This is a genomic window from Paenibacillus cymbidii (genome assembly GCF_004764705.1).
GTDB classification, from domain to species: domain Bacteria; phylum Bacillota; class Bacilli; order Paenibacillales; family NBRC-103111; genus Paenibacillus_AN; species Paenibacillus_AN cymbidii.
Window position 1 is genome coordinate 40,264 of the sequence record NZ_SHLX01000002.1, and the last position, 22,264, is coordinate 62,527.

The following is a 22,264-nucleotide window of genomic DNA, read 5'->3' on the forward strand; positions in this document are numbered from 1 at the left end:
CATTCGATTCCGCGACGGAAGCCGATCCCGTCACTCCTTCAACGATCCGATCATGACGCCTTTGACAAAATACTTTTGCAAAAACGGGTAAATCATCAGAATCGGCGCAATCGTGACGATAATCATCGCGTACTTGAGCTGAACGGATATCATGGAGCGGTCGTGCTGATCGATCATATCCTTCAGCGCCACGTCCGAATTTTGGATGATGACCTTGATCAAATAAATCGACAGCGGCTGCAGCCGCGGGTCGGGCAAATACATCATCGCCGGGAAGAAGCTGTTCCAGTGCCCAACGGCGTAGAACAGCGCCAGCACCGCCACGATCGGCATCGACAGCGGCAGCACGATCCGCAGCAGGATCGCAAATTCGCCGGCGCCGTCCAGCTTGGCCGATTCGTGCAGGCTTTCCGGGATGTCCTGGAAAAACGTGCGCGAGACGATGATCAGAAACGCGCTCGCCGCTCCCGGCATCAGCATCGCCCAGCGGGTGTTGTACAGCCCGAGCTCCTGCATAAGCAGAAACGCCGGAATGAGGCCGCCGCCGAAAAACATCGTCACGACGATGAACACCATTATCGGCTTGCGCAGAAAAAAGTGCCTGCGCGCCAGCGGATAAGCCGCCAGCACGGTCATCGCAATATTGATCGAAGTGCCGGCGACCGTGTAAAAAATCGTATTCCCGTACGACCGCCACATATCCGGGTTATCGAAGATGGTGTCGTACGCCCGGAGCGAAAACCCTTTCGGGTACAGCCACACCGAACCGTCGATCACATAGACCGGGTTGCTGATCGACATGCTCAGCACATACAGGAACGGGTACAGCGTAATCGCGACCACCACCCACATGCCGGCCGCAATCAGCCAATCGACGGTGCGTTCTCCCGTTGTTTTGCGGATTGCCGTCACTTGTTTGCGTCTCCCCTCGCGGTTTTCGTATCGCCTCGTTCGTCCGTGTTTCCCGCGTCGGCCGCACTACCAGAGGGACGTATCCGTCAGCTTGCGGCTGATGCGGTTCACCGTCACCAGCAGCACGACGTTGATCGCGTTGTTGAACAGGCCGACCGCCGCCGCATAGCTGAACTGCGAGCCGACGATGCCGCTGCGGTACACGAACGTGCCGATCACGTCCGCCGTTTCGTAAGTGGCCGGGCTGTAGAGCAGCAATATTTTTTCGTATCCGACGTCCATCAGATGGCCGACCTGCAGAATGAACAAAATGACGATCGTCGGCAGCAGCCCCGGCAGCGTGATGTAGCGCATCTTGTGCCAGCGCCTTGCGCCGTCCACCTCGGCCGCTTCATACAGCTGCGGATTGATGCCGGCGAGGGCGGCCAAATAAATGATTGAGCCCCAGCCGAAATCCTGCCAGACGCCGGAGACGATGTAGACGGTGCGGAACCAGCCGGGTTCGTTCAGGAAATTGACCGGCTTCTCGCCGATCCATTGCAGGAACGCGTTAATGACGCCGTCGATCGGCGACGTGAACGTGACGATCATGCCGGCGACGACGACAAGCGAAATAAAATGCGGCAAATAGCTGACCGTCTGGACGAACCGCTTGAAGAAGCGCTCGCGCAGCTCGTTCAGCAGCAGCGCAAACGCGATCGGCGCCGGAAACCCCCAGAGGAGCGAATACAGGCTGAGCAGCACCGTGTTCTTGATCACGCGGCCAAAATAAACCGATTCGAAAAAGTGCCGGAAGTTGTCGAAGCCGACCCACGGGCTGCCGACGATGCCTTTCAGCGCCTGAAACTTCTTGAAGGCGATCAGCACGCCGTACATCGGCACGTAATGGAACACGGCAAAATAAACGATGACCGGCAAAATAATCAGCAGCAGCTGATAGTCTCGGCGCAGATGGGATAAGATCCGGATCGCCCCTTTCGTTGTGCGGCGGGACGCGGTCCGTCGCCCCGCCGCTTCATGGCCGGTTTATTTTTGCGCCCGGTCGTATTGGTTCTGCTTGTTCTTCAGCACCTTGTCTATGCCCATCGATTTCAACGTCGACGTGAACTTGTTCCAATCGATCGGCGTCTGGCCGGTGATGAATTTCAGCAGCGTTTCGTCGCGGTACGTGTTGATGTCGGCGAGCAATTGCGCCGTCTCCTCCGCTTCGCTGGCGGACGGCAGCGTCGACATGTAGCTGAAGGACGGCACCATGAACGGCTTCGTCCGCTCCGACTGCCGGAACAGCTCCGGCGACAGCTTCTGCGTCAGCTTCGGCGAAATCGACAGCGGTCCCGAGCCCGTGCGCGCCCACAGCGTCGGCGGAATGGCGCCCAGCGAACGAAGCGCGTTGGCGAATGTCAGCCCGTCGGGGTTCTTCAGCGCCCATTCGGTAAACTCCGGCTGCCCGTTTACGATCGAATAGCTTTTGCCTTCGATGCCGAGCGCAACGAGCCGGTTGCCTTCTTCGCTGGCGTAGATGTAGTCGAGCCACTTGATCGCCACTTCCGGGTTTTTGCTGTCCTTCGAAATGCCGTACCAACCGGAAGTCGGTCCGACCATTTCGTAGAAGCCTTTCTGCCCGTCGCCCGCAGGCGGCAGCGTCGATTGCCAGTCGGGATCGGCCACTCCCGCTTCCTTCAGCGCCGCATTAAACGTCGGCTGGTTGCCGAAGAAGTAGTCGGTTGTGCCGACGAGGTTGCGCGCGTTGATTTTTGCGAACCCTTCTGCGTCCGGACGCATGAATTGCGGGTTGATCAGTCCGTCCTTGTACAGCTTGTTCAGCCAGACGATCAGCTGGTGCGCCTTTTCGTCCATCCATTGATACTGCACCTTGCCGTTCGCGTCCGGATAGTAGCCTTCGCTGTACAGCAGATGCAGCCCGAGCGCGCTGCCGAAAATGCCGACCCCGCCGATGCCGTTCTGCGGCGACAGCGGAATTTCGTCCGGCTTGCCGTTGCCGTTCGGGTCCTTCTCCTTGAACGCCTTCAGCACGTTGTACCAATCGTCGAGCGTGCGCGGCTCCTGCAGGTTCAGTTTCTTCAGCCAGTCCTGGCGCACCATCAGCCCGTACGGCTCGTTCTCGGCGATCCCGGTGACGACGTTCGACAGCGCGTAAATTTTGCCGTCCGCCGACTGCATCGCGCGCCGCAGCTCGGGGAAATCGGCCAGCAGCTTGCGGATGTTCGGCGCATACTTGGCGATCAGGTCGTCGAGCGGGATAATCAGCCCCTCGTTCGCCAGCCGGATCGGGTTCGGCTCGGGAATCGTGAAGATGTCGGGCAAATCTTTGGCGGCGGCGAGCCGGACTTTCATGACCTGGGCGTACTGCGCCTGGGGCGTGACGTCCCACTTGATGCGGACGCCGGTTCGTTTTTCGATTTCATCCCAGACGGGCAAGCTTTGGGTGAAGCTCTTCGGCGCGTAGTAGTTGTCGTTCATCGCGAAGCTGAGCTGCACCGAGCCGTCCTTGACGATCGGCAAGGTGTAGTCCTGCGCGGCCGCAGCCGAAGGCTTCGCCGATGTTCCCGGCGACGCGGCGGCGCCGGACGGGCTTGCGGCGGGCGATACGCTTGCGGCCGACGGTTTCTCTTCCTTGCTGCAGGCGGCAAGCGCAAGCGCCGAAACGAGCAGCACGGCGGCCGACTTGCCGGCCCACGGTTTGACGGTGTTCATGTTTGGTTGACCTCCTCTTGTTCGGTAGAAATGCGATCGGGAAATGCCGGTACTCCTGGTTTTACAGGTTGCCGATTGCTTGCCTTCCGCCGTTTGCGGCGGCATCACCGCCTTTCCGTTACGGTAATCGATTACTTATAAAACTCCTCCAGCCGCACCACCCGGTTTTCGAGCCGGGACCGTTCTGCGGCAAACGCCATCAGATGGCCTTGCACCGACTTGTCCGCCGACGTCCGTCCGCCTTGCCCGCCGCCGGCGGCGCTTCCGCCGCTTTCGCCGCGCTCCTGCCGGGCGACGCGCTCTCGCACCTGCCGCAGAAAATCGGCCATCAGAACGAAGTCGCCGCCGCCATGCCCTGCCTGGCCGTTGTCGGGGACGCGCAGCGCGATCGTCTGCCTGTGGCCGGTGGCGAACTCGACGATTTCGAGCTCGCCCTTGCCCATCGCGCCGCGAATTTCGCCCTTCGTCCCCATCAGCTTGATCGTGCGGTCGTTGTCGTATGTAAACGCGCTCATCGTAAACGCCGCCGTCACCCCGTTCGCGAACTGCAGCGAGGCGACCTGGTGGTCGACGACGTCGTTGTCGCAGGCGTACACGCAGCGCCCGTACGGCCCTTCCCGCAGCGCGCGAAGCCTGGCTTCGTAGCTCGGGTCGTCGCTGATCGCCGCAGTCGGCCAGCCGACGTTGGCGGTCAAATAATGCCGGGGCGCGTAGTAAGCGCATTCGTCGGCGGCCGCGCAGCCGTCCAGACAGCGGGCCGTCGCCCCGGCCGGCGCCTGCTCCGGCCGGAAGTGGGCGAGCGAGCCGAACGACGACACCAGCTCGCAATCGGCGCCGGCCAGCCACAGCAGCGCGTCCATGTCGTGGCAGCATTTGGCCACGATCATCGGGCTCGACTGCGCCGCGTTGCGCCAGTTGCCGCGCACGTAGCTGTGCGCCTGATGCCAATACGAGACGTTTTCGTTGTGCTGGATCGTCACCAGCTGCCCGATTCGCCCTTCGTCCAGCAGCCGCTTGAGCGTCGCAAAAAAGACGGTATACCGCAGCACGTGGCAAATCGCAAACACGGCGCCGTGCCGCTTCGCCCGCTCGCCCATGTCGACGCATTCGGCCGGCACGGTCGACATCGGCTTTTCGAGCAGCACGTGGTAACCCGCTTCCAGCGCACGGATCGTCGGCTCGTAATGCATCGTATCCTGCGTGCAAACCAGCAGCGCGTCGGCGCATCGCGGCCCGGCGAGCAAGTCGCGCCAATCCGCGTAACACGCCTGCGGCGCAAGCCCGTGCCGCTGGCGGAACGCTTCCCGGCGCGCCGGGTTCGGTTCTGCCACGGCCGTAATCTCCATCTCGTGCGGGTAGTGCAGCGCATAGCCGGCATACAGGCTGCCGCGGCCTCCGGCGCCGATAACGGCCGTTTTGATCGTTTTCATCGTGCGTATGTCCCTCCAGCGAATATAGTAATCGATTTCTTTTAACGGGATACCGCGCCGCCCGCAAGAGGAGGGACGGCAGCGGTCGTCCCCTACGGCTTCGCCTGCAGCGAGCGCGCATACGCGTCGCGGTAGATGCGCTCCAGCCGCTCCAATCCGAGATTGCGCACCTCCTCGACAAATTGGTCCCACTCGCCGAGGCTTCGTTCGCCGGAAATGAACTTGCGGATATTGGCCAGCTTGAGCTTGTCGATCTCTTGCCCGACGGTCGTAAATACGTCCATTTCGTTCACGTTGAACGCCGGTCTCGGCTGCAGCGGGGAGTCGTATTTGCGCGCCTCGCGGTAAGCGTCCTGCGCTTCCTTCGCCATCAGCGACATGTGCGCGTCGAAGTCGATCCACGTGTACGTACCGTGCGTGCCGAGCCCGGTTTTGTTAATCATGTCGGCTACTTCCTGGTAGCCGCCGATGAACGATTTTTTGCCGTTGTCGACCTTGTAGGTGACGCCTTCGACTCCCCAGCTCGACAGCCGCCGGCCTTCCTCGGAATAGAAAAAATCCATGTACTTCATCACCGCCGCCAGATGCGGCGAATTGACGGCGGCGCTCATCCCGTATTCGACGTAATGCAGGTTCGGATTCACCTGCGCGCCTCCCGGCAGCCCGGCCGGCGGCGGCATGAACAGCAGCGTAAAGGCGGGATTGTCCTTGCGCAGCGGAATGTTGTAATAGTCCATGACCGGGTAGTACAGCGTGACGAACACCTTGTTCCCGGCGATCATCTGGCCGAACTGTTTGCTCTTGATCGTCATCCAGTCCGGCGGGATCAGCCCCTCCGCATAACACCGGTGCCAAAATTGCAGCAGCTTGTAGAAGTTGTCTTCAATCGGCCCGTACCGCCACTCCGCCTTCTTCTCGTCATAGTACATATCGTCGTATGTGCCGAAATTGACGGCCGAGAACGGCACATAACTGTCGTTCGGCGACAAAATCGGGTAGCTGTCCGGATACAGCCGCTTCAGCTGTTTGGCCGTTTCGTACAGCTCGTCGTAAGTGGCCGGAACGGCAAGGCCGTGCTCGCGGAACACGTCCTCCCGGTACATCCAGCTGATCCGGTTCGTTTCGCCGTAGCCTTGGTTCGGGAACAAATACATTTTGTCGTCGGCGGACAAGTAACGCTGTTTGATGTCCGGGTAACGGGCCAGCCATTTGCGCAAATTCGGCATCGTCTCCGCATAGTCGAGAATGTTGGCCAGCGCGCCTTGCTGGCCGTACATGTTCGCCATCGTCACGGAGTTGATCCATAGCAAGTCCGGCATGTTGCCCGAAGCAATCGTCGCGTTCAGCACGCCCGAATAATTCAGCACGTCCGGCTGCGACTTGATCGCAAGCGACACTCCGGTCGCCTGCTCGATCATCTTCCACACCGGCCAATCGGCGCGATACGGCCAGTTTTGATTTTCGCCGAGCAGCATCGAGATTGTCGTGCGCGGAGCGGCAGCAACGTTCGTCCCGTCGTCGCGCGACGCCCCGCAGCCGGCCAGCGCCGCCGCAAGCGCAAACAGGAGAACGATCGTTAGCCCCCGGTGCCTGCCGTTCATGGCGTCCCCTCATTTCCGTGTTGTCAGCAAAATCGATTTGTGTTTACAATAAAATTACTTGCAACCCCGCGGTTTTGTCCATCCCGATTGTGTCGGAATGTCGTCGATTCGTTCGCTTATGACAAGATGAATAGAAACGAACCAATCGCATATTCGGTATGCGGCGCCTCGTTCGTTCAAGGAGTGACTGATGAAGACGATGAAGCTTCCTTTACGCTGGAATTCGCTGTTCACCAAGCTGCTGCTCGGTTTTCTATCGATTATCGCGCTGCTGCTTTCCTTTAACGTGCTGTCGTTCGCTTTCTTCAAGACGAACGTGCAGCAGGAGATCATCCGCCACAACCGGCTGAACCTGAACAATACCGCCCACAATTACGACAACCATTTCCAGCTGGTCGAAAGCGTCATTTTGCGCTTTTACTTCAACGACCGCATGGGCGCCTTCCGCAATGCCGGCAACGTCTACAAGTCGAGCACGATCGATCAGTTCCGGACGGAAATGAACACGCTGCTGTCCAATCCGATGCTGTATCTGGACAACATTATTTTTTATTCCGGCGGCAGCTCCTACGTCCTGGAGAAGGATGGAACCGGCAGCCCCGAAGACATGTTCGGCAAATATTACGTCAGCCCGGACTACGATTTGGCTTTCTGGAACAAGCAGCTGTCGGAGTCGTATTCGTTCCGCATTTTTCCCGCATCGGCCTTCAAGGAGATCCGTTACGACAACACCGAGGTTCCCAAAGGGACGCTGCTTCCGGTCGTGATCAAAAACAAATTCAATCCCGACTTGTCGATCATCGCGCTGCTGGGCGCCGACAAGCTGTTCCAGGCGTTTCATTACTCCGGGAAAGACGCCTTCTATATTCTCGACGCGGACGGCCGCACGCTGTTCCGGTCGTTCCCGGACCGCGGCGCCGTTCCGGCCGATCTGATCTTCCCGGCGGATGCCGGCTTCGTGACGCGGCACAACGATTATTATTTTTACCAGAAGGGCGAAGCGGGGCTAATCTACGTCAACGTCATACCGAACGTGGCGATCGCGTCCCAGGTGTCCCGGCTGAATTGGCTGCTGATCGGCTTGCTGTGTGCGGCCGTCGTCATCGGCGCGCTTATCTCCGTGCGGCTCAGCTTCAAGTTCAACCGTCCGATCCGCAACATGATTGCGGCCATGCAGCGCGCCAATCCGCAGCAGCCGAAGCCGGCGCCGAGCAACATCCACGAGTTCGACTGGATCAGCGACAACATTTCGCATATGATCGAAACGAACGATGCCTACCAGAACGACCTGCACGCCAAAAACCGGTTGCTGCAAAATTACGGCTACATCAACAAAATCAAACGCATCTACCAGAAAAACGACCTGCACGACTTGATAAAAACGGACGCCCCGTTTTATTTGATCGTGTTCCAGATCGTTTTCGCCCGCAAATTCCATACGCTGACGGCGGAGGAACAAGGCAAGGCGGCTTATTACATCAAAGAATACATCGACCGCCATATCGCCGAGCCGTTCGCCGGTTCGGTGACGCTGCAGATGGAGAAGGACCAGATTCTGTCGCTCGTCTTTGCGGACGTGCCCGCGCCGGAGCTGCTCAAGCAGCTGCAGTTGCTGAAGGAAGTGCTCGACCGCGACCGGGAGTTTTGTTTCCTGACGATCGCCGTCATGCCGGAGCGGCGCGATTCGGCGGCGCTTGCCGCCGCTTACGAGCAAGCGGTTGCGCTGACGCGTCAGCGGCTGTTGAACGAAGCGACCCAGATCATTACGGAGCCGAAGGAAGAGCGGATCGAGCTGGCGTTTACCGCCTCGCGGGAGCAGGAGCTGCTGGCGGCGCTGCAAGCGGGCCAACCGGCCAAAGCGAACGAACTGATTCGCCGCCTGCAGAACCAACTGGACGCCAGGGAAGCCGGCGCACGCGAATACGAGCGTCTGGCCAAGGAAGTCGTCACCATCGTTACCAAGGCGCTGCTTGCGAACAATCTCGACATCGGCGCGCTATTCGACGCCAGGTCGCCTTACGAGCATATCCGCTCCTGCACGAGCCGGGAGCACTTCGACGCGTTTTTCGAACAGATCGTAAGCGAAGCGATCCGGCTGATCCTAGACAGGAAGGCGGCGCACGATCCGATCAGCGATTTTGTCATGAACTATTTGGACAACCATTACGGCGAGGAATTGACCGTGGAGCTGGTGGCGGAGAAGCTGAACCTGTCGCGGGCTTACTTGTCGACTTATTTCCGCGAGAAGACGGGGACGACGTTTTCCGACTACTTGAACGGCGTGCGCATCAGCCGGGCCAAGGAGCTGCTCCGGCACAAGGATGTGCAGATCAAGGCAATCGCCGCGGAAGTCGGCTACCTGAACGTCAATTCGTTCATTCGCATGTTCAAAAGCGTCAGCGGGCTGACGCCGAACGAATACCGGCGCACGCTGATGACGAGCGAAAGCTGAGCGCCCGCCGCTTGCGTGCGATGGCGCCCGGCGCGCCGTCAGGACGACGCCGGAATCGCGTACAGCAGGATGGCGAAGAAATGCGCCGCCGACCCGGCCATCACGAACAGATGCCACACCGCGTGATGGTACGGGAACGCCCGCCAGACGTAAAACACCGTGCCGAGCGTGTACAGCACTCCGCCGCCGACCAGCAGCACAAGCCCCGCCCCGGCAAAATGTTCGGTGAGCGGCTGCCAGGCGAACACGATCAGCCAGCCCATTGCGATGTAGAAAAGCGTCGACGTCACGAGGAACCGTTTGACGAAATACGCCTTGAACGCCACGCCGACGACGGCGATGCCCCAGACAAGCCCGAACAGCGTCCAGCCGAGCGGGCTGCGGATCGCGCTGAACAGAATGGGCGTATACGTGCCGGCGATGAACAAATAAATCGACGAGTGGTCGAATATTTCGAACAAATCTTTCGCTTTGCCTTGCGGCAAGCTGTGCAGCAGCGTGGAGGCGGTGTACAGCAGCACCATCGTGGCGCCGAAAATCGCAAAGCTCACCACGTGCCAGGCGGTGCCGTACAGGCTGGCGAACACAACGAGCAGCACGAGCGCGGCGACGCTCAGCAGCGCGCCGATGCCGTGCGTTATCGCGCTGGCGGCTTCTTCCCGGCGGGAATACGTGTACGTATCGACCATTTGCGGACAAACTCCTTTCATCGGACAACCGATTGTCGCTTGAGTTCGTCCAGTATAACACAACGCCAGCCCGGGCGCTTCCGGCTGCGGGCGGAAGCCGCGCTCAGGCAGGCGCAGGAATAATTGTCCTCACGGGCGAATCAACTAGTACTAACACTTTTATTGAAGGAAAGAGGCTCCCGCTATGACTTCCATGATCGGCGTGGCCGGGCTGTCGTTTCTGCTCGTCGCCGTGCTTTCCCCTCTGCTCATCTGGGCGTTGCGCCAACTGAAGCTGACCCAGCCGATCCGCGTCGAGCTGCCCCCGGACCACCAGGCCAAACGCGGCACGCCGCTGATGGCCGGCCTGATCCTGCTGACCGGCGTCGCCGTGTCGCTGCGGTTCCATCCGGCGCCGCTCATGCAGCTGTTGTGCGCGATCTTCCTGCTGTTCAGCCTGGTCGGCTTCGGCGACGATCTGAAAAAAGCCGTCTGGCAAGACCCTTCCGGCATATCCGGACGCGCCAAACTGGTGCTGCAGTTCGCTTTTGCCGGCGCCATCCTGTATTTGCTCATCAACTCCTTTTCGCTGACTGCGGACGTGGCGCTGTTTCACGGCTTTAAGCTGCAGCTGCCGATCGCCGTTTACGTTGCGATCATGCTGCTGTTCGTCGTCGGTTCGGCCAATGCGATCAATTTTACCGACGGGCTCGACGGGCTGCTCATCAACGTCGCGATTCCGACGTACTTTTTCTTTTTCCTCATTTCCGACCGGCCGGAAGTGCAAACCTTTTCGCTGGTCATGATCGGCTGCCTGCTCGGCTTGTTCCTGTACAACATTTACCCGGCGCGCGCGTTTATGGGCGATACGGGGTCGCTGGCTATCGGCGGTTCGCTTTCTTTTCTGGCCGTAATTGAAAAGGTGGAAATATTGATCCCGATCCTGTTCTCCGTTTATTTGGCGGAGCAGCTTTCGGTCATTCTGCAGGTGTGGTACTACAAACGAACGAAGCTGCGGCTGTTCCGCATGGCGCCGATCCACTACCATTTCAGTCTCAAATACGGCTGGAGCGAAAATAAAATCGTGATGATGTTCGGTTTCGTCTCCTGGCTGTCGGTGCTGATCTGCTGGCTGTTGTGGAAATTCGCGATGTAGTCGTGTATATTTTCCAATAACGGCTTTTGCGGGCGATGCACTTACCGGTAAGGATGTGACAGCATGACTTTCTCGTGGAAACGCAACCTGCTCGTCGTGTGGACGGGCGTCTTTTTTTGCAGCGCGGCGTATTCGATTTCGGTTCCGTTCATGCCGATTTTCCTGACGACCGAGCTGGGCGTGGACAAGCATCTCGAGCTCTGGTCGGGGTTCGCCTTCGGCATCACTTTTTTCGCCAGCGCGCTGATTGCGCCGTTCTGGGGCTCGCTCGCGGACAAGTATGGCCGCAAGCCGATGATGATCCGTTCCGGCTTCAGCCTTGCGGCGCTTTATATGATCACGTTTTTCGTGCATGATCCGTATGTGTTTCTGATCGTGCGCATCTTCCAGGGGCTGCTGGCCGGCTTCGTGCCCGCCTCGATTGCGCTTGTCGCCACCAATACGCCGGAGGACCGAGCCGGCTACGCGCTTGGCATCATGGCGACGGCAGGCGCCACGGGCAGCATCGTCGGGCCGTTCCTCGGCGGCATCATCAGCCATTACGCCGGCAACCGAGAGGCGTTCCTGATCTCCGGCTTCGTGGTGCTCGTCTCCGCGGCGATCGCCACCTTCTTCGTGCGGGAGAAGCCGTTCAACACGTCGAAGCCCCGCTCCCGCATCAAGGACGACATCAAGCTCGCCTTCTCGAACCGCACGTTTGCGGCGCTGCTCGGACTGGTCGGGCTCGGCACGTTTTCCGTGATGATTCTCGAACCGCTGCTGACCGTATACGTGATGAAGCTGGGGGTGGCGAACACTGACGCCTCGCTGAAATCGGGCATCATCTTTTCGGCCGTCGGCATCGCCACCGTACTGGCGGCTCCGCTATGGGGACGCCTCGGCGGCAAAATCGGCTTCTCCCGCGTGCTGTTCATCGGTTTGCTGGGGGGAGGCGTCGGCAATATTCTGCAGTTTTTTGTCCACCATTACGTCGAATTCGGGGTGCTGCGGTTCGTGTACGGGCTGTTCTTCGCCGGCGTGTACCCGGCCGCCAACGCGATGATCGTGCGTTTTACCGACCCGAGCTTCCGCGGGCGCGCCTTCAGCCTGAACCAGACCTCGACGCAAATCGCCACCATGATCGGGCCGATCATCGGCGGCGCTCTTGGCGGCTGGATCCCGATTTCCTGGGTGTTCCTGCTGAACGGAGCGATGCTGGTCGCCGTTGCGCTGCTCGTGCGCAGACAAAAATTAGGGGCGACCGGATAGTCGCCCCTTCTTCTTGCCCTCTTACGCCGCCGTCCGGCGATCTTTCGGCAGCAGCACGGCGAACACGCCGAGCAGCGGCAAATACGCGCACAGCTTCATGATGAAAGCGATGCTTGTCGCGTCCGCGATCGAGCCGAGCACGGCCGAACCGAGCCCGCCGATGCCGAACGCGAAGCCGAAGAACAACCCCGACACGAGCCCCACTTTTCCCGGCAGCAGCTCTTGCGCATACACCACGATGATGGAAAAAGCGGACGAAAGCACGAACCCCGCGCACGCGCACAACACCCCGGACCAGAACAAGTCCGCATACGGCAGCAAAATCGAAAACGGCGCGGTGCCGAAAATCGACAGCCAGATGATGTTGCGCCGCCCGAACCGGTCCGCCAGCGGACCGCCGAAAAACGTGCCGATCGCCGACGCCGCCAGGAACACAAACAGGAACAACTGGGCGCGTTCGACGGAAACGCCGAATTTTTCGATCAGGTGGAACGAAAAGAAGCTGGTGATGCTCGACATGTACACGTGTTTGGAGAATACGAGAAAAATCAGGATCGCAATCGCAGCTGCCACCCGGTTGCGGGAAAGCCCGTCCCCGCGTTCGACCGAGCTGCCGCGGGAAGCGGCGCGACGCGGCGCAACCGACTGCCGGCTGTACCAGCCGGCCACGCGGTACTGCAGCGCAATGGCGATGACGGCGGCGATCACGAACCACATGACGCCGAATTGACCGAGCGGCACGAACAGCACGGCCGTCATGATCGGGCCGAGCGAGCTGCCGATGTTGCCGCCGACCTGGAAGATCGATTGCGCCAGCCCACGTTTGCCGCCTGCGGCCAAATAAGCGACCCGCGACGATTCCGGGTGGAAGATGGCCGAACCGATGCCCATCGTTGTCACCGCCAGCAGGATAACGGCAAAATTCGGCGCAATCGCCAGCAGAACGACGCCGATCAGCGTAAACACGACGCCGGCGGGAAGAATGTACGGCCGCGGCTTGCGGTCGGCGTACAGGCCGACGGCCGGCTGCAGCAGCGACGCGGTGATATTCATGGCAAACGCGATGAAACCGATCTGCTTGTACGACAAGTTAAGCGAATCTTTCAGGATCGGGAACAGGGCCGATACCGTCGATTGCATCGTGTCGTTAAGCAGGTGAACGATGCTGATGGCGAACAAAATCGGGAATACGGTCGATGCCGCCGCCATCTGTTTTGATGAAGTGTTTGACATGGTTGACGTCCTTTCGTGCAATAAGAAGACTCGATCATTCTGCCGATTATAACACGGTGCGTCATGTTGTCAATGCGACTTGCGGACCGGGCAAAATTCCGACGATTTTTTCCGATCTTTTTCTGCGATTTGCAACGTATTCGCCAGGTAAAGAGTCTATAATAGAGGAAGAAGATTGGAGCACAATCGGCAAATTTGGAGAGGGCATCAGAAATGAAAAGAAGCATGTCAGTCGCAGCAGTTGTCCGCCCGCGAACCGTTCGCCCAGCCGAGCGGCGGCTCGCACCCACGAGGTTGGTAAGGCCGGTGCAAGCCGGTATGAAAGACGGAGGTGTCTTTCATGCCTGAGCCGGTCAAAGGCACCGGGCGCTACATGCCCGGACTCGACGGATTGCGCGCCATCGCGGTGCTCGCCGTCGTTGTGTACCACCTCGCCCCTGACGCCGTACCTGGGGGACTTTTGGGAGTCGGCGTGTTTTTTGTCCTGTCGGGGTATTTGATCACGGACCTGCTGATCGGCGAGTGGAAGAATACCGGTACGATCCGGCTGCAGCAGTTTTGGCTGCGCCGGGCGCGCCGGCTGCTTCCCGCCATGCTGCTCATGGTCGCCGCCGTGTGCGTCTGGACCGCGCTCGTGAACGGCCATCGGCTGCCCGCGATGCGCGACGACGCGCTCGGCGCCTTGCTTTACGTCAGCAACTGGCAACTGATTTACAAGCAAGTATCGTATTTCGAGACCTTCGGTCCCCCCTCCCCGTTCGGCCATTTCTGGTCGCTGGCGGTGGAGGAGCAGTTTTACCTGCTGTGGCCGCTCATCCTGGCGTTCGGCCTTCGTTTCCTGAAGAAGACGAGCCACTGGATGATCCTCACGCTGGCAGGCGCAGCGGCATCGGCTTGCCTGATGGCGCTGCTGTACGAACCCGGGCTCGATCCGAGCAGGGTGTATTACGGGACGGATACGCGCGCGTTTTCGCTGCTGATCGGAGCGGCGCTCGCCTTCGTCTGGCCGAGCCGGAAGCTGAACGCGTTGGCCGGCCCGAAGGCGCGCCGCGTCCTTGACGCGGCGGGCATCGCCGGCATCGCCGTGATGCTGCTGCTGATTTGGCGCACGCAGGAGTACAGCCCGTTCCTGTATCAGGGCGGCATGGTGCTGTTGTCGTTCGTTGCGGCCATCGCCATTGCGGCCATCGCCCACCCGGCCAGCAACATCGGCAAGTGGCTGGGCGCGAAACCGCTGCGTTGGCTCGGGCTGCGATCGTACGGCGTCTACTTATGGCACTATCCCGTCATTGCGCTGACCGGCTCGCAGAACGCGCAGCAGCCGGACCCGGTGCTGACGACGTTCCAGCTCGCCGCAACGCTCGGCCTGGCCGAATTAAGCTGGCGCTTCGTCGAATCGCCCATTCGCGGCGGCGCGCTCGGCACGGGAAGCTCGGCTTTGCGCCGGCGGAAGTCGCAGAAGGGCAGCCAGTCTCCCGCGTTCCGGCTGCGTTCGGCTTATGTGCCGCTGGCGTTCTTCATCCTGTGCCTGGGCGGCGCCAAGCTGCTGCCGACGGCTACCGCCAGCTTCGCGACCTCGCCGTCGTTTGAGCCGCAGCCCGGCCAGACGGCCGGTGTCGAGTTGGGCGAAGCGGGCGCAACGCCGGGCGTGGCGCCCAGCAGCACGCCAAGCGCGACGCCAAGCGTCACGCCCGGCGCGAAGCCCGGCACGGCAATAGCCGGCGGGAACGGCTCGCCGGCTACGGCAAGCCCCGGCGCCGGCAAAGCTTCGGCCGGCCCGCAGGCAACGCCGGGCGCAAGCGGTGCCGGTGCAACCGGCAATGGCGCCGCAGGCAGTCCCAGCGCGACGCCGCAGGCAACGCCGAAGCCGAAGCCGACACCAACGCCGGCCCCGCCGGCAACCGGTGGTGCCGGCCAAGGCATCACCGTCATCGGCGACTCCGTCGTTCTTGGCGCGCAAGCCGATCTGGAGCATTTGCTCCCCGGCATCGTCGTCGACGGCAAGCTCGGCCGCCAACTGGTGCAAGCATCGGAGGCGGTCGAGCAGTTGAAAGCCGACGGCAAGCTCGGCGACCGGATCGTTATCGAGCTCGGCACGAACGGCCCTTTTACGAAGAAACAAATGGAAACGCTCCTGCTTTCGCTCGGGGACGCCAAACAAATCTGGCTCGTCAATACGCGTGTGCCCAAGCAGTGGGAAGACAGCGTAAACAAGACGATCGCCGAAGTGGCGGCCGATTTCCCTCATGCGTCGGTCATTGACTGGTATGGGGCGAGCGACGGCAAGACGGACTACTTATATACGGACGGCGTTCACCTGCGCCCCGAAGGGGCCAAACAGTTCGCGTCGCTTATAGTCCAGGCGGCGCAGCATTCGTAACTTTATCGGCAAGCAGCAGCCATCGACCCTCCAATCTTCTTCCGGAAGAAGCCGTCCCGTCATCGGGCGGTTTTTTTTCGTCCGGCAGCTGTCGGGTTAAGCGACAATAGCTGTCATCGTACCGGTTCGCCACGCTCACGGCTCATTTTCCCCGCTACGATCACAAACTAAAATCGATTCAAACTGGCGCGGCGGCGAGCGTGCGTATATTCGGCAGCAGTTTGCGTCTGTTGGTTATCCCGTCGGCTCAGACCGGTGCGGCAATGAGTATATGGGGAGAGGAGGGGAGCGAGGCGGCGGTGGTCAACGGAAGAATGTGTTTGCCGGTTATCCCGTTGGCTCAAGTTGGCGGTTGGATGTATCGGGTTTGGAAGCGATACCTGAATGGCGTCAGTGCATCGTAGAAGGCACTTTTCTAGAAATGGGATACAAGTTCAAGTTGTTGATGCTTGAAATTGAGTCAATGGGATAACGGGCAGAAAGGAAGCTCCGGAGATCCCCCAATGTTGTCGGGTTAAGGAAAAGCAAGTTTTTGCAATGCTTGAAAACTTAACGAAATAAGGCTGATTGCAGCCTTGCAGCGGTCCCCCTACCCCGTCACCGCCGGATCATAATCCGCCACGATCAGCATATCGATTTGGCGGGCGCGGCGCAGCAAAAAATGAATGACCGTTTCCTTGAACAGCGAGTGCCAGAACGGTTTGCGCGACTGGCCGATAATCAGTTGGGTGGCGTGCAATTCGGTCATTCGCTGCAACAAGGCTTCGCCGACATTGCTGCGGCTGCCGATCGCGGTAACGTCCATTTTGCCCCCGAGCCGTTCGCACAATTGGCGCAGCGTCTCCAGCCGTTTCGAGTCGGCACTCCCCGCATGGCCGCGCTGCATATATTGCACGTGCCATTCGGCCTTGAGCCGATGCGCGATGCGGAAGCCGCGGCGGATGAGACGCTCCGCCCGCGGGCTCGTGTCCACGCAGACGAAAATCACCTCGCGCCGGTGCCATTGCCCGCGAAGCGAAGAATGGCGATCCCAGGCTTCCAGGCGTTCGTCCACATCGTCGGCGATTTCCCGGAGCGCAAGCTCGCGCAGCGCAATCAAATTGCCGATTTTGAAAAACGAACCCAATGCCTGGTCCACCTTGTCGAGGGCATAAATGTTCCCGTTTTTCATGCGCTGCTGCAGCATTTGCGGCGTAACGTCGATCAGCTCGACCTCGTCCGCCATCTTCAGAATCGCATCCGGTACGGTTTCCCGCACGCGAACGCCGGTCAATTGCTCCACTGCGTCGTTCAGGCTCTCCAAATGTTGAACGTTGACCGTGGAAATGACGGAAACGCCGCTTTCCAGGAGGCGGATCACATCCTCGTACCGCTTCTTGCGGCGGCTGCCCGGCACGTTCGTGTGCGCCAGCTCGTCGACAAGCACAACTTCGGGATGGCGCGCGAGAATCGCATCCGTATCCATCTCTTCCAGCTCGGCCGACTGGTACGCCATTTTCGCTCGCGGCACGAGAGGCAGCGCGCCGACCTGCGCCGCGGTATCCTTCCTCCCGTGCGTTTCCAATAAGCCAATGACGACATCGATCCCCTTGTCGCGCAAAATATTGCCTTCCTGCAGCATCTTGAACGTTTTACCCACGCCGGGGGCCGCCCCGATATACACTTTAAAGGTGCCGCGGCGGATGGTTTCGATTTTCTGCTCGATTTCCCGGGAGGTGAGCCGACGGAACGGATCCTCCTTTCCGTTCGGCCGGGGCTTGATCGGCAAAATTCGTTCGCCCTCGTGTTCCGCGCGGTCGGCCATAAGAAACACGTCGATATGCCGCGCTTTTTTCAGCACCCTGCCTGCAATCGAGCCTTGCCAGCGCTCCTGCCAGCGGCTTTTTTTGGAATGCCCCATCACGATTCGCGTGACGTTGTTCCGAACCGCATAGTGGACAAGAACGGACGGCAGCTTGCGCAGATGCGGCAGCGGAAGCTCTTCGAACTTGGCGTCCACCTTCTCCACCAGCTTCTGCACGGATCGTTTGAACGTGATCTGCTCTTTGGACAGCGTTCGTTTCGGCGATACGAAAGTGACCACCATCAAATCGCCGTTAAGCCGTTTGGCGATCTGCTGCCCTCTGCGCACGTATAGCGATCCGTTCCAGTGGTACTGCGCCGAAACCAGAATTCGTTCCGCCGCTCCGGACGGGCCGATCAGGCCAAGCTCCTCCCGGTGCTTCTCGAGCGAATCGTTGACGCCCTCCGCCATCAGCCGCAAGGAAATTTCCCGCAGAACGCCCAGATTGCCGCGACGGGACAATGCCGGATGGGTATGGTCGCCCAATATCCCTTCGTCAATACGTTTCAGCATCGTCTCCGGCGAGACATCGATCAAGCGGACTTCATCCGCCAATTCCAGCGTGTCCGCCGGCACCGTTTCTTCCGACCGGATCCCGGTCAGCTTGTAAACCAGCTCGTCTTCCCCGTCGAGCTCGTACACGTTGATCGTCGTGATAATGCTGATGCCGCGATCCATCAAATAACGAATGTCCTCAAGCCTCGTCTTGAACTTCGCTTCCTGGCGGTTGCGATGGGCAAGGCCGTCGACCAGGAGCACTTCCGGATTGCGGGCGATCAGGGCATCCAGCGGCAAATCCTTCTGTTCCTTGCCGTCCTTCCACCAATGAATGCTCGGTACCCGTTCGAGCTCCAGCGTCTGCTGCACCGTTTCCGAACGCTGCATCGTCGACACCGCGCAAATGACCACATCGATCCCCTGCTGCTTCAGCAGGTTTCCTTCCCGCAGCATATGATACGTTTTGCCTGAGCCGCTGACCGCGCCAATAATGATCTTCAAACGTCCCCGCTGCAGCCGATGGATCGATTGCAAAATTTCTTCCGGCGTCTTGCGCCGAAACTCGGTCATTCTCCCGCCTCCTCCCGCAACGGCTTACTCTGGCGCACCCCCGTCTGGCTTTCCAAAAATTGCTGCACCACCGCGTTAAACACGTCGGGCTGGCACAAATTGCTCGGGTCGGCGGCATCGGGGATGACGACCAGTTGCGCCTGCGGGAGCCGGGAGACGACTTCTTTCATGCACGTGATGCCGAACTCCGTATAGTCGCCGACAACGCCCAATGCGGGGCGGCGAAAGGTCGTCAAATGCTCCGTATAATCGATTCGACTGACCGCGAGCCGCTGCCGGTACAATTCGCCCGGCCGTTTATCCAGCAGGTTTCTTCTGCTCTCGCGGTAGGCCAGTCCCCATCGCTTGTACAGCAGCCGAAGCGTTGGCAGGAGCAGCTCGCCGGGCGCATAGTACACCAGCCAGCTGAAATAAGCCGCGGCAAGCTGCAGCGCTCCCAGCACCGTCGACGTTTCGTTTCGGCAGAAGCTGTCGGCGATGACGATCGCTTTGACCCGCTCCGGGTACTGCCTTGCCATCTGCTGCACGATAATGCCGCCGTACGAGATGCCGACCAATACTGCCTCGCGAATCTGCAGATCGTTCATCAGCATGATCACATCCAGGCATTGCGTTTCGATAATGGCATCCGGCGACTGCCCCAGCTTGCCCGATTTGCCGTTGCCGCGAAGATCGCATACGATCACCCGATATTGTTTGGAGAAATAGTCCAGCTGCGGCTTGAACATCGTGTGCGTCCAACCGTGCCCATGAATAAAAACAATCGGAGTGCCCGTGCCCTTCATCTCGTAATATAGCGACGTTCCGTTTAATTGCGCGACCGGCAACACCAACACCTCATTTTCGCATCGTGATTGGATTCGTTAGCGCTCCTCGTCAGGGAGCCAGCTTCTCCGACAAAGCCAGATTGAGCTTCAGCACATTGACCCGCTTGTCGCCGAACACGCCCAGATCCCGGTTCTCCGTATAATTCGCGACCAGCGCCGCAAGATCGGACTCGGGAATGCCGCTCAGCTTGCTGATGCGGGGAATTTGCACAAGCGCCGATTGCGGCGTAATGTGCGGATCGAGTCCCGAACCGGAATTGGTAATGAGCGCGATCGGGAGCCTGGCGACCGGCACGTCCGGGTTGTCTTTCCGCCACTGTTCGATCGCCGCCTTCGTCCGCGCCAGCATGTCCGGATTGGACGGCGCATAGTTGTTGGAGCCGGACGCCTCCGCTTGATAATCGATGCTGGATACGCGCCCCTGAAAATAGTTCGGATCGGCGAACGATTGGCCGATCAACTCGGAACCGATCACGCTGCCGTTCTTGTCTTTGAGCAGACTTCCGTTCGCCTGCCGGGGGAACAACAGCTGCGCCGCCCCCGTGCTGACGAGCGGATAAACAATCCCGCATAATACGATGAATAACAGACTGACACGCAAGGCAATCCAGAACACAGACCCTCCGGATGGTTTCTCCTGCCCGTCTTGCGCCAAGGTGCTCATAGCCCATTCCTTCCTTCCGCTTAGTCAGATCCAGACATGAACGAACAAATCAATCAGCTTGATGCCGATGAACGGAGCGACTACACCGCCGGCCCCATAAACGAGCAAATTGCGGCTCAGCAGGCGCGCGGCGCTCATCGGCCGGTAGGCGACGCCTTTCATCGCCAGCGGGATCAACAGCGGGATGATGATCGCGTTGAAAATAAGGGCCGACAATACCGCCGACAGGGGCGAGCCGAGCTTCATCACGTTCAGCGCTTCCATCTCGGGAATGACCAGCATGAACATCGCCGGGATGATGGCAAAATATTTGGCAATGTCGTTCGCAATGCTGAACGTGGTCAATGCGCCGCGGGTCATCAACAGCTGCTTGCCGATCGCAACGACTTCAATGATTTTCGACGGATCGGAATCGAGGTCGACCATATTCGCCGCTTCTTTGGCAGCCGTCGTGCCGCTGTTCATGGCCAGACCGACGTCGGCCTGGGCGAGAGCCGGCGCGTCGTTCGTGCCGTCCCCGGTCATGGCGACGAGTTTGCCTTCGGCTTGTTCGCGGCGGATGACGGCGATTTTGTCCTCCGGCTTGCTTTCGGCGATAAAATCGTCCACGCCCGCTTCCCTTGCGATCGTTGCCGCCGTCAACGGGTTGTCGCCGGTGCACATGATCGTCCTGATACCCATCGCACGAAGCTGATCGAACCGTTCCTTCATCCCCGGCTTTACGGTATCCTTCAAATAAATGACGCCGAATATTTGCTTGTCGACAGCAACGGCCAGCGGCGTTCCGCCCTCCGAGGCGATGCGGTCCGCCAGTCGGCCCAGATCCTCCGGAATGGAGCCGCCCTGTGCCGCCACCCATTTGCGGATCGCGTCAACCGCACCTTTGCGCACCTGGCGTCCATCTCTCAAGTCGATGCCGCTCATGCGCGTTTCCGCCTTGAATTCGACGAAGCTGCCGCCTTCGCCAAGCGACGCGTCGTACGTTTTCCCGTTCTTCTTCATCCATTCCAGCACGGAGCGGCCTTCCGGCGTTTCGTCCCGGACGGAAGCGATCGCCGCCCAGGAAGCCGTCGCATCGATCGTTGCAGCGCTGACAGGTACGATTTCGCTGGCCATCCGATTGCCATACGTGATCGTCCCCGTTTTGTCCAGAATCATCGTGTTGATGTCGCCGGCGGCTTCCACCGCCTTGCCGGACATCGCCAGCACGTTGAACTGGGTGACACGATCCATGCCGGCGATGCCGATGGCCGACAGCAGCCCGCCGATCGTGGTCGGGATCAGGCAGACGAGCAGCGCGATCAGCACCGGCACTTCCAGCTTGATGTCAACGAAGGAAGCAATCGGTCCCAGCGTCACGACAACGATAAGAAAAATAAGCGTCAAGCTGATGAGCAGCGTACTGAGCGCGATTTCGTTCGGCGTCTTCTGGCGCTTCGCGCCTTCGACAAGTGCGATCATCCGGTCGATGAACGTTTCGCCGGGATCGCTGGTGATGCGGACTTTAATCCGGTCGCTGACGACTCGCGTGCCGCCGGTGACGGAATTGAAATCGCCGCCCGCTTCCTTGATGACCGGCGCCGATTCGCCGGTAATCGCCGATTCGTCGACCGAAGCGAGCCCTTCGATCACTTCCCCGTCCCCGGGAATCATCTCCCCTTGCGAAACGACGACGATATCCCCTTTTCGCAGTTCGGTCGAAGGAACGGTTTTGATCCCTCCGCCGCCAACGACTTTGTTCGCCGTAATTTCCTGCTTCGTTTTTTTCAACGTATCCGCCTGCGCCTTTCCTCTTCCTTCCGCCAGCGCTTCGGCAAAGTTGGCGAACAGCACGGTGAACAGCAGAATGAAGAATACGGCAACGTTAAAGCCCAGCCGGTCCGCCGCGTCGAAATAACCGGGGAACACAATCATCAACAGCACGATAAACGTCCCTGCGTAGACGACGAGCATGACCGGGTTTTTTATCATCACGGCCGGGTTCAGTTTGACGACGCTCGCCTTCAGCGCCTCGGCGACAAGAGCTCCGGAGAAGAGACTCCTTTTTCGATTTTCGTTCATGGCAGC

The 22,264-nt window shown here is 59.8% G+C and carries 15 protein-coding genes; 4 read left to right on the forward strand and 11 right to left on the reverse strand.

Going from position 1 to position 22,264, the window contains the following annotated elements; translation table 11 throughout:
* Positions 1–30 precede the first annotated feature (30 nt).
* The 5 genes from EXY20_RS03605 to EXY20_RS03625 form a co-directional block, all read right to left on the reverse strand.
* Entirely contained in the window at positions 31–912 is an 882-nt protein-coding gene (locus tag EXY20_RS03605) for a carbohydrate ABC transporter permease (protein ID WP_235885339.1), read from the reverse strand.
* A gap of 66 nt (positions 913–978) precedes the next feature.
* A complete protein-coding gene (locus EXY20_RS03610; RefSeq protein ID WP_235885340.1) occupies positions 979–1,830 on the reverse strand; it encodes an ABC transporter permease in 852 nt (283 codons plus the stop codon).
* 108 nt (positions 1,831–1,938) lie between these two features.
* Positions 1,939–3,627: an extracellular solute-binding protein gene (locus tag EXY20_RS03615; RefSeq protein ID WP_167858962.1), complete on the reverse strand. Its 1,689-nt coding sequence runs from the start codon at positions 3,625–3,627 to the stop codon at positions 1,939–1,941.
* 131 nt (positions 3,628–3,758) lie between these two features.
* On the reverse strand, positions 3,759–5,057 hold the full coding sequence (locus EXY20_RS03620; protein ID WP_135547773.1) for a Gfo/Idh/MocA family protein: 1,299 nt from the start codon (positions 5,055–5,057) through the stop codon (positions 3,759–3,761).
* A gap of 92 nt (positions 5,058–5,149) precedes the next feature.
* Positions 5,150–6,658 (reverse strand): extracellular solute-binding protein, encoded by a 1,509-nt coding sequence (locus tag EXY20_RS03625; RefSeq protein WP_135547776.1) that lies wholly within the window; start codon positions 6,656–6,658, stop codon positions 5,150–5,152.
* A gap of 190 nt (positions 6,659–6,848) precedes the next feature.
* On the opposite strand from EXY20_RS03625, the gene EXY20_RS03630 reads away from it, so the two are divergent.
* On the forward strand, positions 6,849–9,110 hold the full coding sequence (locus EXY20_RS03630; RefSeq protein WP_135547778.1) for a helix-turn-helix domain-containing protein: 2,262 nt from the start codon (positions 6,849–6,851) through the stop codon (positions 9,108–9,110).
* 38 nt (positions 9,111–9,148) lie between these two features.
* On the opposite strand, the gene trhA is transcribed toward EXY20_RS03630, so the two are convergent.
* A complete protein-coding gene (gene trhA / locus EXY20_RS03635) occupies positions 9,149–9,799 on the reverse strand; it encodes a PAQR family membrane homeostasis protein TrhA (protein WP_135547780.1) in 651 nt (216 codons plus the stop codon).
* Positions 9,800–9,992: 193 nt separating this feature from the next.
* On the opposite strand from trhA, the gene mraY reads away from it, so the two are divergent.
* Entirely contained in the window at positions 9,993–10,934 is a 942-nt protein-coding gene (gene mraY, locus EXY20_RS03640; protein WP_407944891.1) for a phospho-N-acetylmuramoyl-pentapeptide-transferase, read from the forward strand.
* Between the two features lie 63 nt (positions 10,935–10,997).
* Positions 10,998–12,182: an MFS transporter gene (locus EXY20_RS03645; protein WP_135547784.1), complete on the forward strand. Its 1,185-nt coding sequence runs from the start codon at positions 10,998–11,000 to the stop codon at positions 12,180–12,182.
* A gap of 21 nt (positions 12,183–12,203) precedes the next feature.
* Here EXY20_RS03645 and EXY20_RS03650 read toward each other — a convergent pair whose 3' ends face one another.
* Positions 12,204–13,415: an MFS transporter gene (locus EXY20_RS03650; protein ID WP_135547786.1), complete on the reverse strand. Its 1,212-nt coding sequence runs from the start codon at positions 13,413–13,415 to the stop codon at positions 12,204–12,206.
* Positions 13,416–13,755: 340 nt separating this feature from the next.
* Here EXY20_RS03650 and EXY20_RS03655 point away from each other — a divergent pair, with 340 nt between their 5' ends.
* The gene (locus tag EXY20_RS03655) at positions 13,756–15,795 is read left to right on the forward strand and encodes an acyltransferase family protein (protein ID WP_135547789.1); all 2,040 of its coding nucleotides are present in this window, start codon (positions 13,756–13,758) and stop codon (positions 15,793–15,795) included.
* Positions 15,796–16,384: 589 nt separating this feature from the next.
* Here the strand turns inward: EXY20_RS03655 and EXY20_RS03660 are convergent.
* Genes EXY20_RS03660 through kdpB form a run of 4 tightly spaced genes read right to left on the reverse strand, consistent with a single transcriptional unit; the run spans position 16,385 to position 22,258 of the window.
* Positions 16,385–18,706, reverse strand: coding sequence for a histidine kinase (locus tag EXY20_RS03660; RefSeq protein ID WP_135547791.1), 2,322 nt, complete (start codon positions 18,704–18,706; stop codon positions 16,385–16,387).
* Positions 18,703–19,536, reverse strand: coding sequence for an alpha/beta fold hydrolase (locus EXY20_RS03665; protein WP_135547793.1), 834 nt, complete (start codon positions 19,534–19,536; stop codon positions 18,703–18,705). The genes EXY20_RS03660 and EXY20_RS03665 overlap by 4 nt, the downstream gene beginning before the upstream one ends.
* A 46-nt stretch (positions 19,537–19,582) precedes the next feature.
* The gene (gene kdpC / locus EXY20_RS03670) at positions 19,583–20,197 is read right to left on the reverse strand and encodes a potassium-transporting ATPase subunit KdpC (protein WP_135547795.1); all 615 of its coding nucleotides are present in this window, start codon (positions 20,195–20,197) and stop codon (positions 19,583–19,585) included.
* 24 nt (positions 20,198–20,221) lie between these two features.
* Positions 20,222–22,258 (reverse strand): potassium-transporting ATPase subunit KdpB, encoded by a 2,037-nt coding sequence (kdpB, locus tag EXY20_RS03675; RefSeq protein ID WP_135547797.1) that lies wholly within the window; start codon positions 22,256–22,258, stop codon positions 20,222–20,224.
* Between the last annotated feature and the right edge of the window lie 6 nt (positions 22,259–22,264).

Excerpts from the sequence above, each read along its gene's own strand:
- trhA (WP_135547780.1), bottom strand. The coding sequence starts at position 9,799 with ATGGTCGATACGTACACGTATTCCCGCCGGGAAGAAGCCGCCAGCGCG.
- EXY20_RS03615 (WP_167858962.1), bottom strand. The coding sequence starts at position 3,627 with ATGAACACCGTCAAACCGTGGGCCGGCAAGTCGGCCGCCGTGCTGCTC.
- EXY20_RS03630 (WP_135547778.1), top strand. The coding sequence starts at position 6,849 with ATGAAGACGATGAAGCTTCCTTTACGCTGGAATTCGCTGTTCACCAAG.
- kdpC (WP_135547795.1), bottom strand. The coding sequence starts at position 20,197 with ATGAGCACCTTGGCGCAAGACGGGCAGGAGAAACCATCCGGAGGGTCT.
- EXY20_RS03620 (WP_135547773.1), bottom strand. The coding sequence starts at position 5,057 with ATGAAAACGATCAAAACGGCCGTTATCGGCGCCGGAGGCCGCGGCAGC.
- kdpB (WP_135547797.1), bottom strand. The coding sequence starts at position 22,258 with ATGAACGAAAATCGAAAAAGGAGTCTCTTCTCCGGAGCTCTTGTCGCC.
- EXY20_RS03625 (WP_135547776.1), bottom strand. The coding sequence starts at position 6,658 with ATGAACGGCAGGCACCGGGGGCTAACGATCGTTCTCCTGTTTGCGCTT.
- EXY20_RS03660 (WP_135547791.1), bottom strand. The coding sequence starts at position 18,706 with ATGACCGAGTTTCGGCGCAAGACGCCGGAAGAAATTTTGCAATCGATC.
- mraY (WP_407944891.1), top strand. The coding sequence starts at position 9,993 with ATGATCGGCGTGGCCGGGCTGTCGTTTCTGCTCGTCGCCGTGCTTTCC.
- EXY20_RS03655 (WP_135547789.1), top strand. The coding sequence starts at position 13,756 with ATGCCTGAGCCGGTCAAAGGCACCGGGCGCTACATGCCCGGACTCGAC.
- EXY20_RS03645 (WP_135547784.1), top strand. The coding sequence starts at position 10,998 with ATGACTTTCTCGTGGAAACGCAACCTGCTCGTCGTGTGGACGGGCGTC.
- EXY20_RS03650 (WP_135547786.1), bottom strand. The coding sequence starts at position 13,415 with ATGTCAAACACTTCATCAAAACAGATGGCGGCGGCATCGACCGTATTC.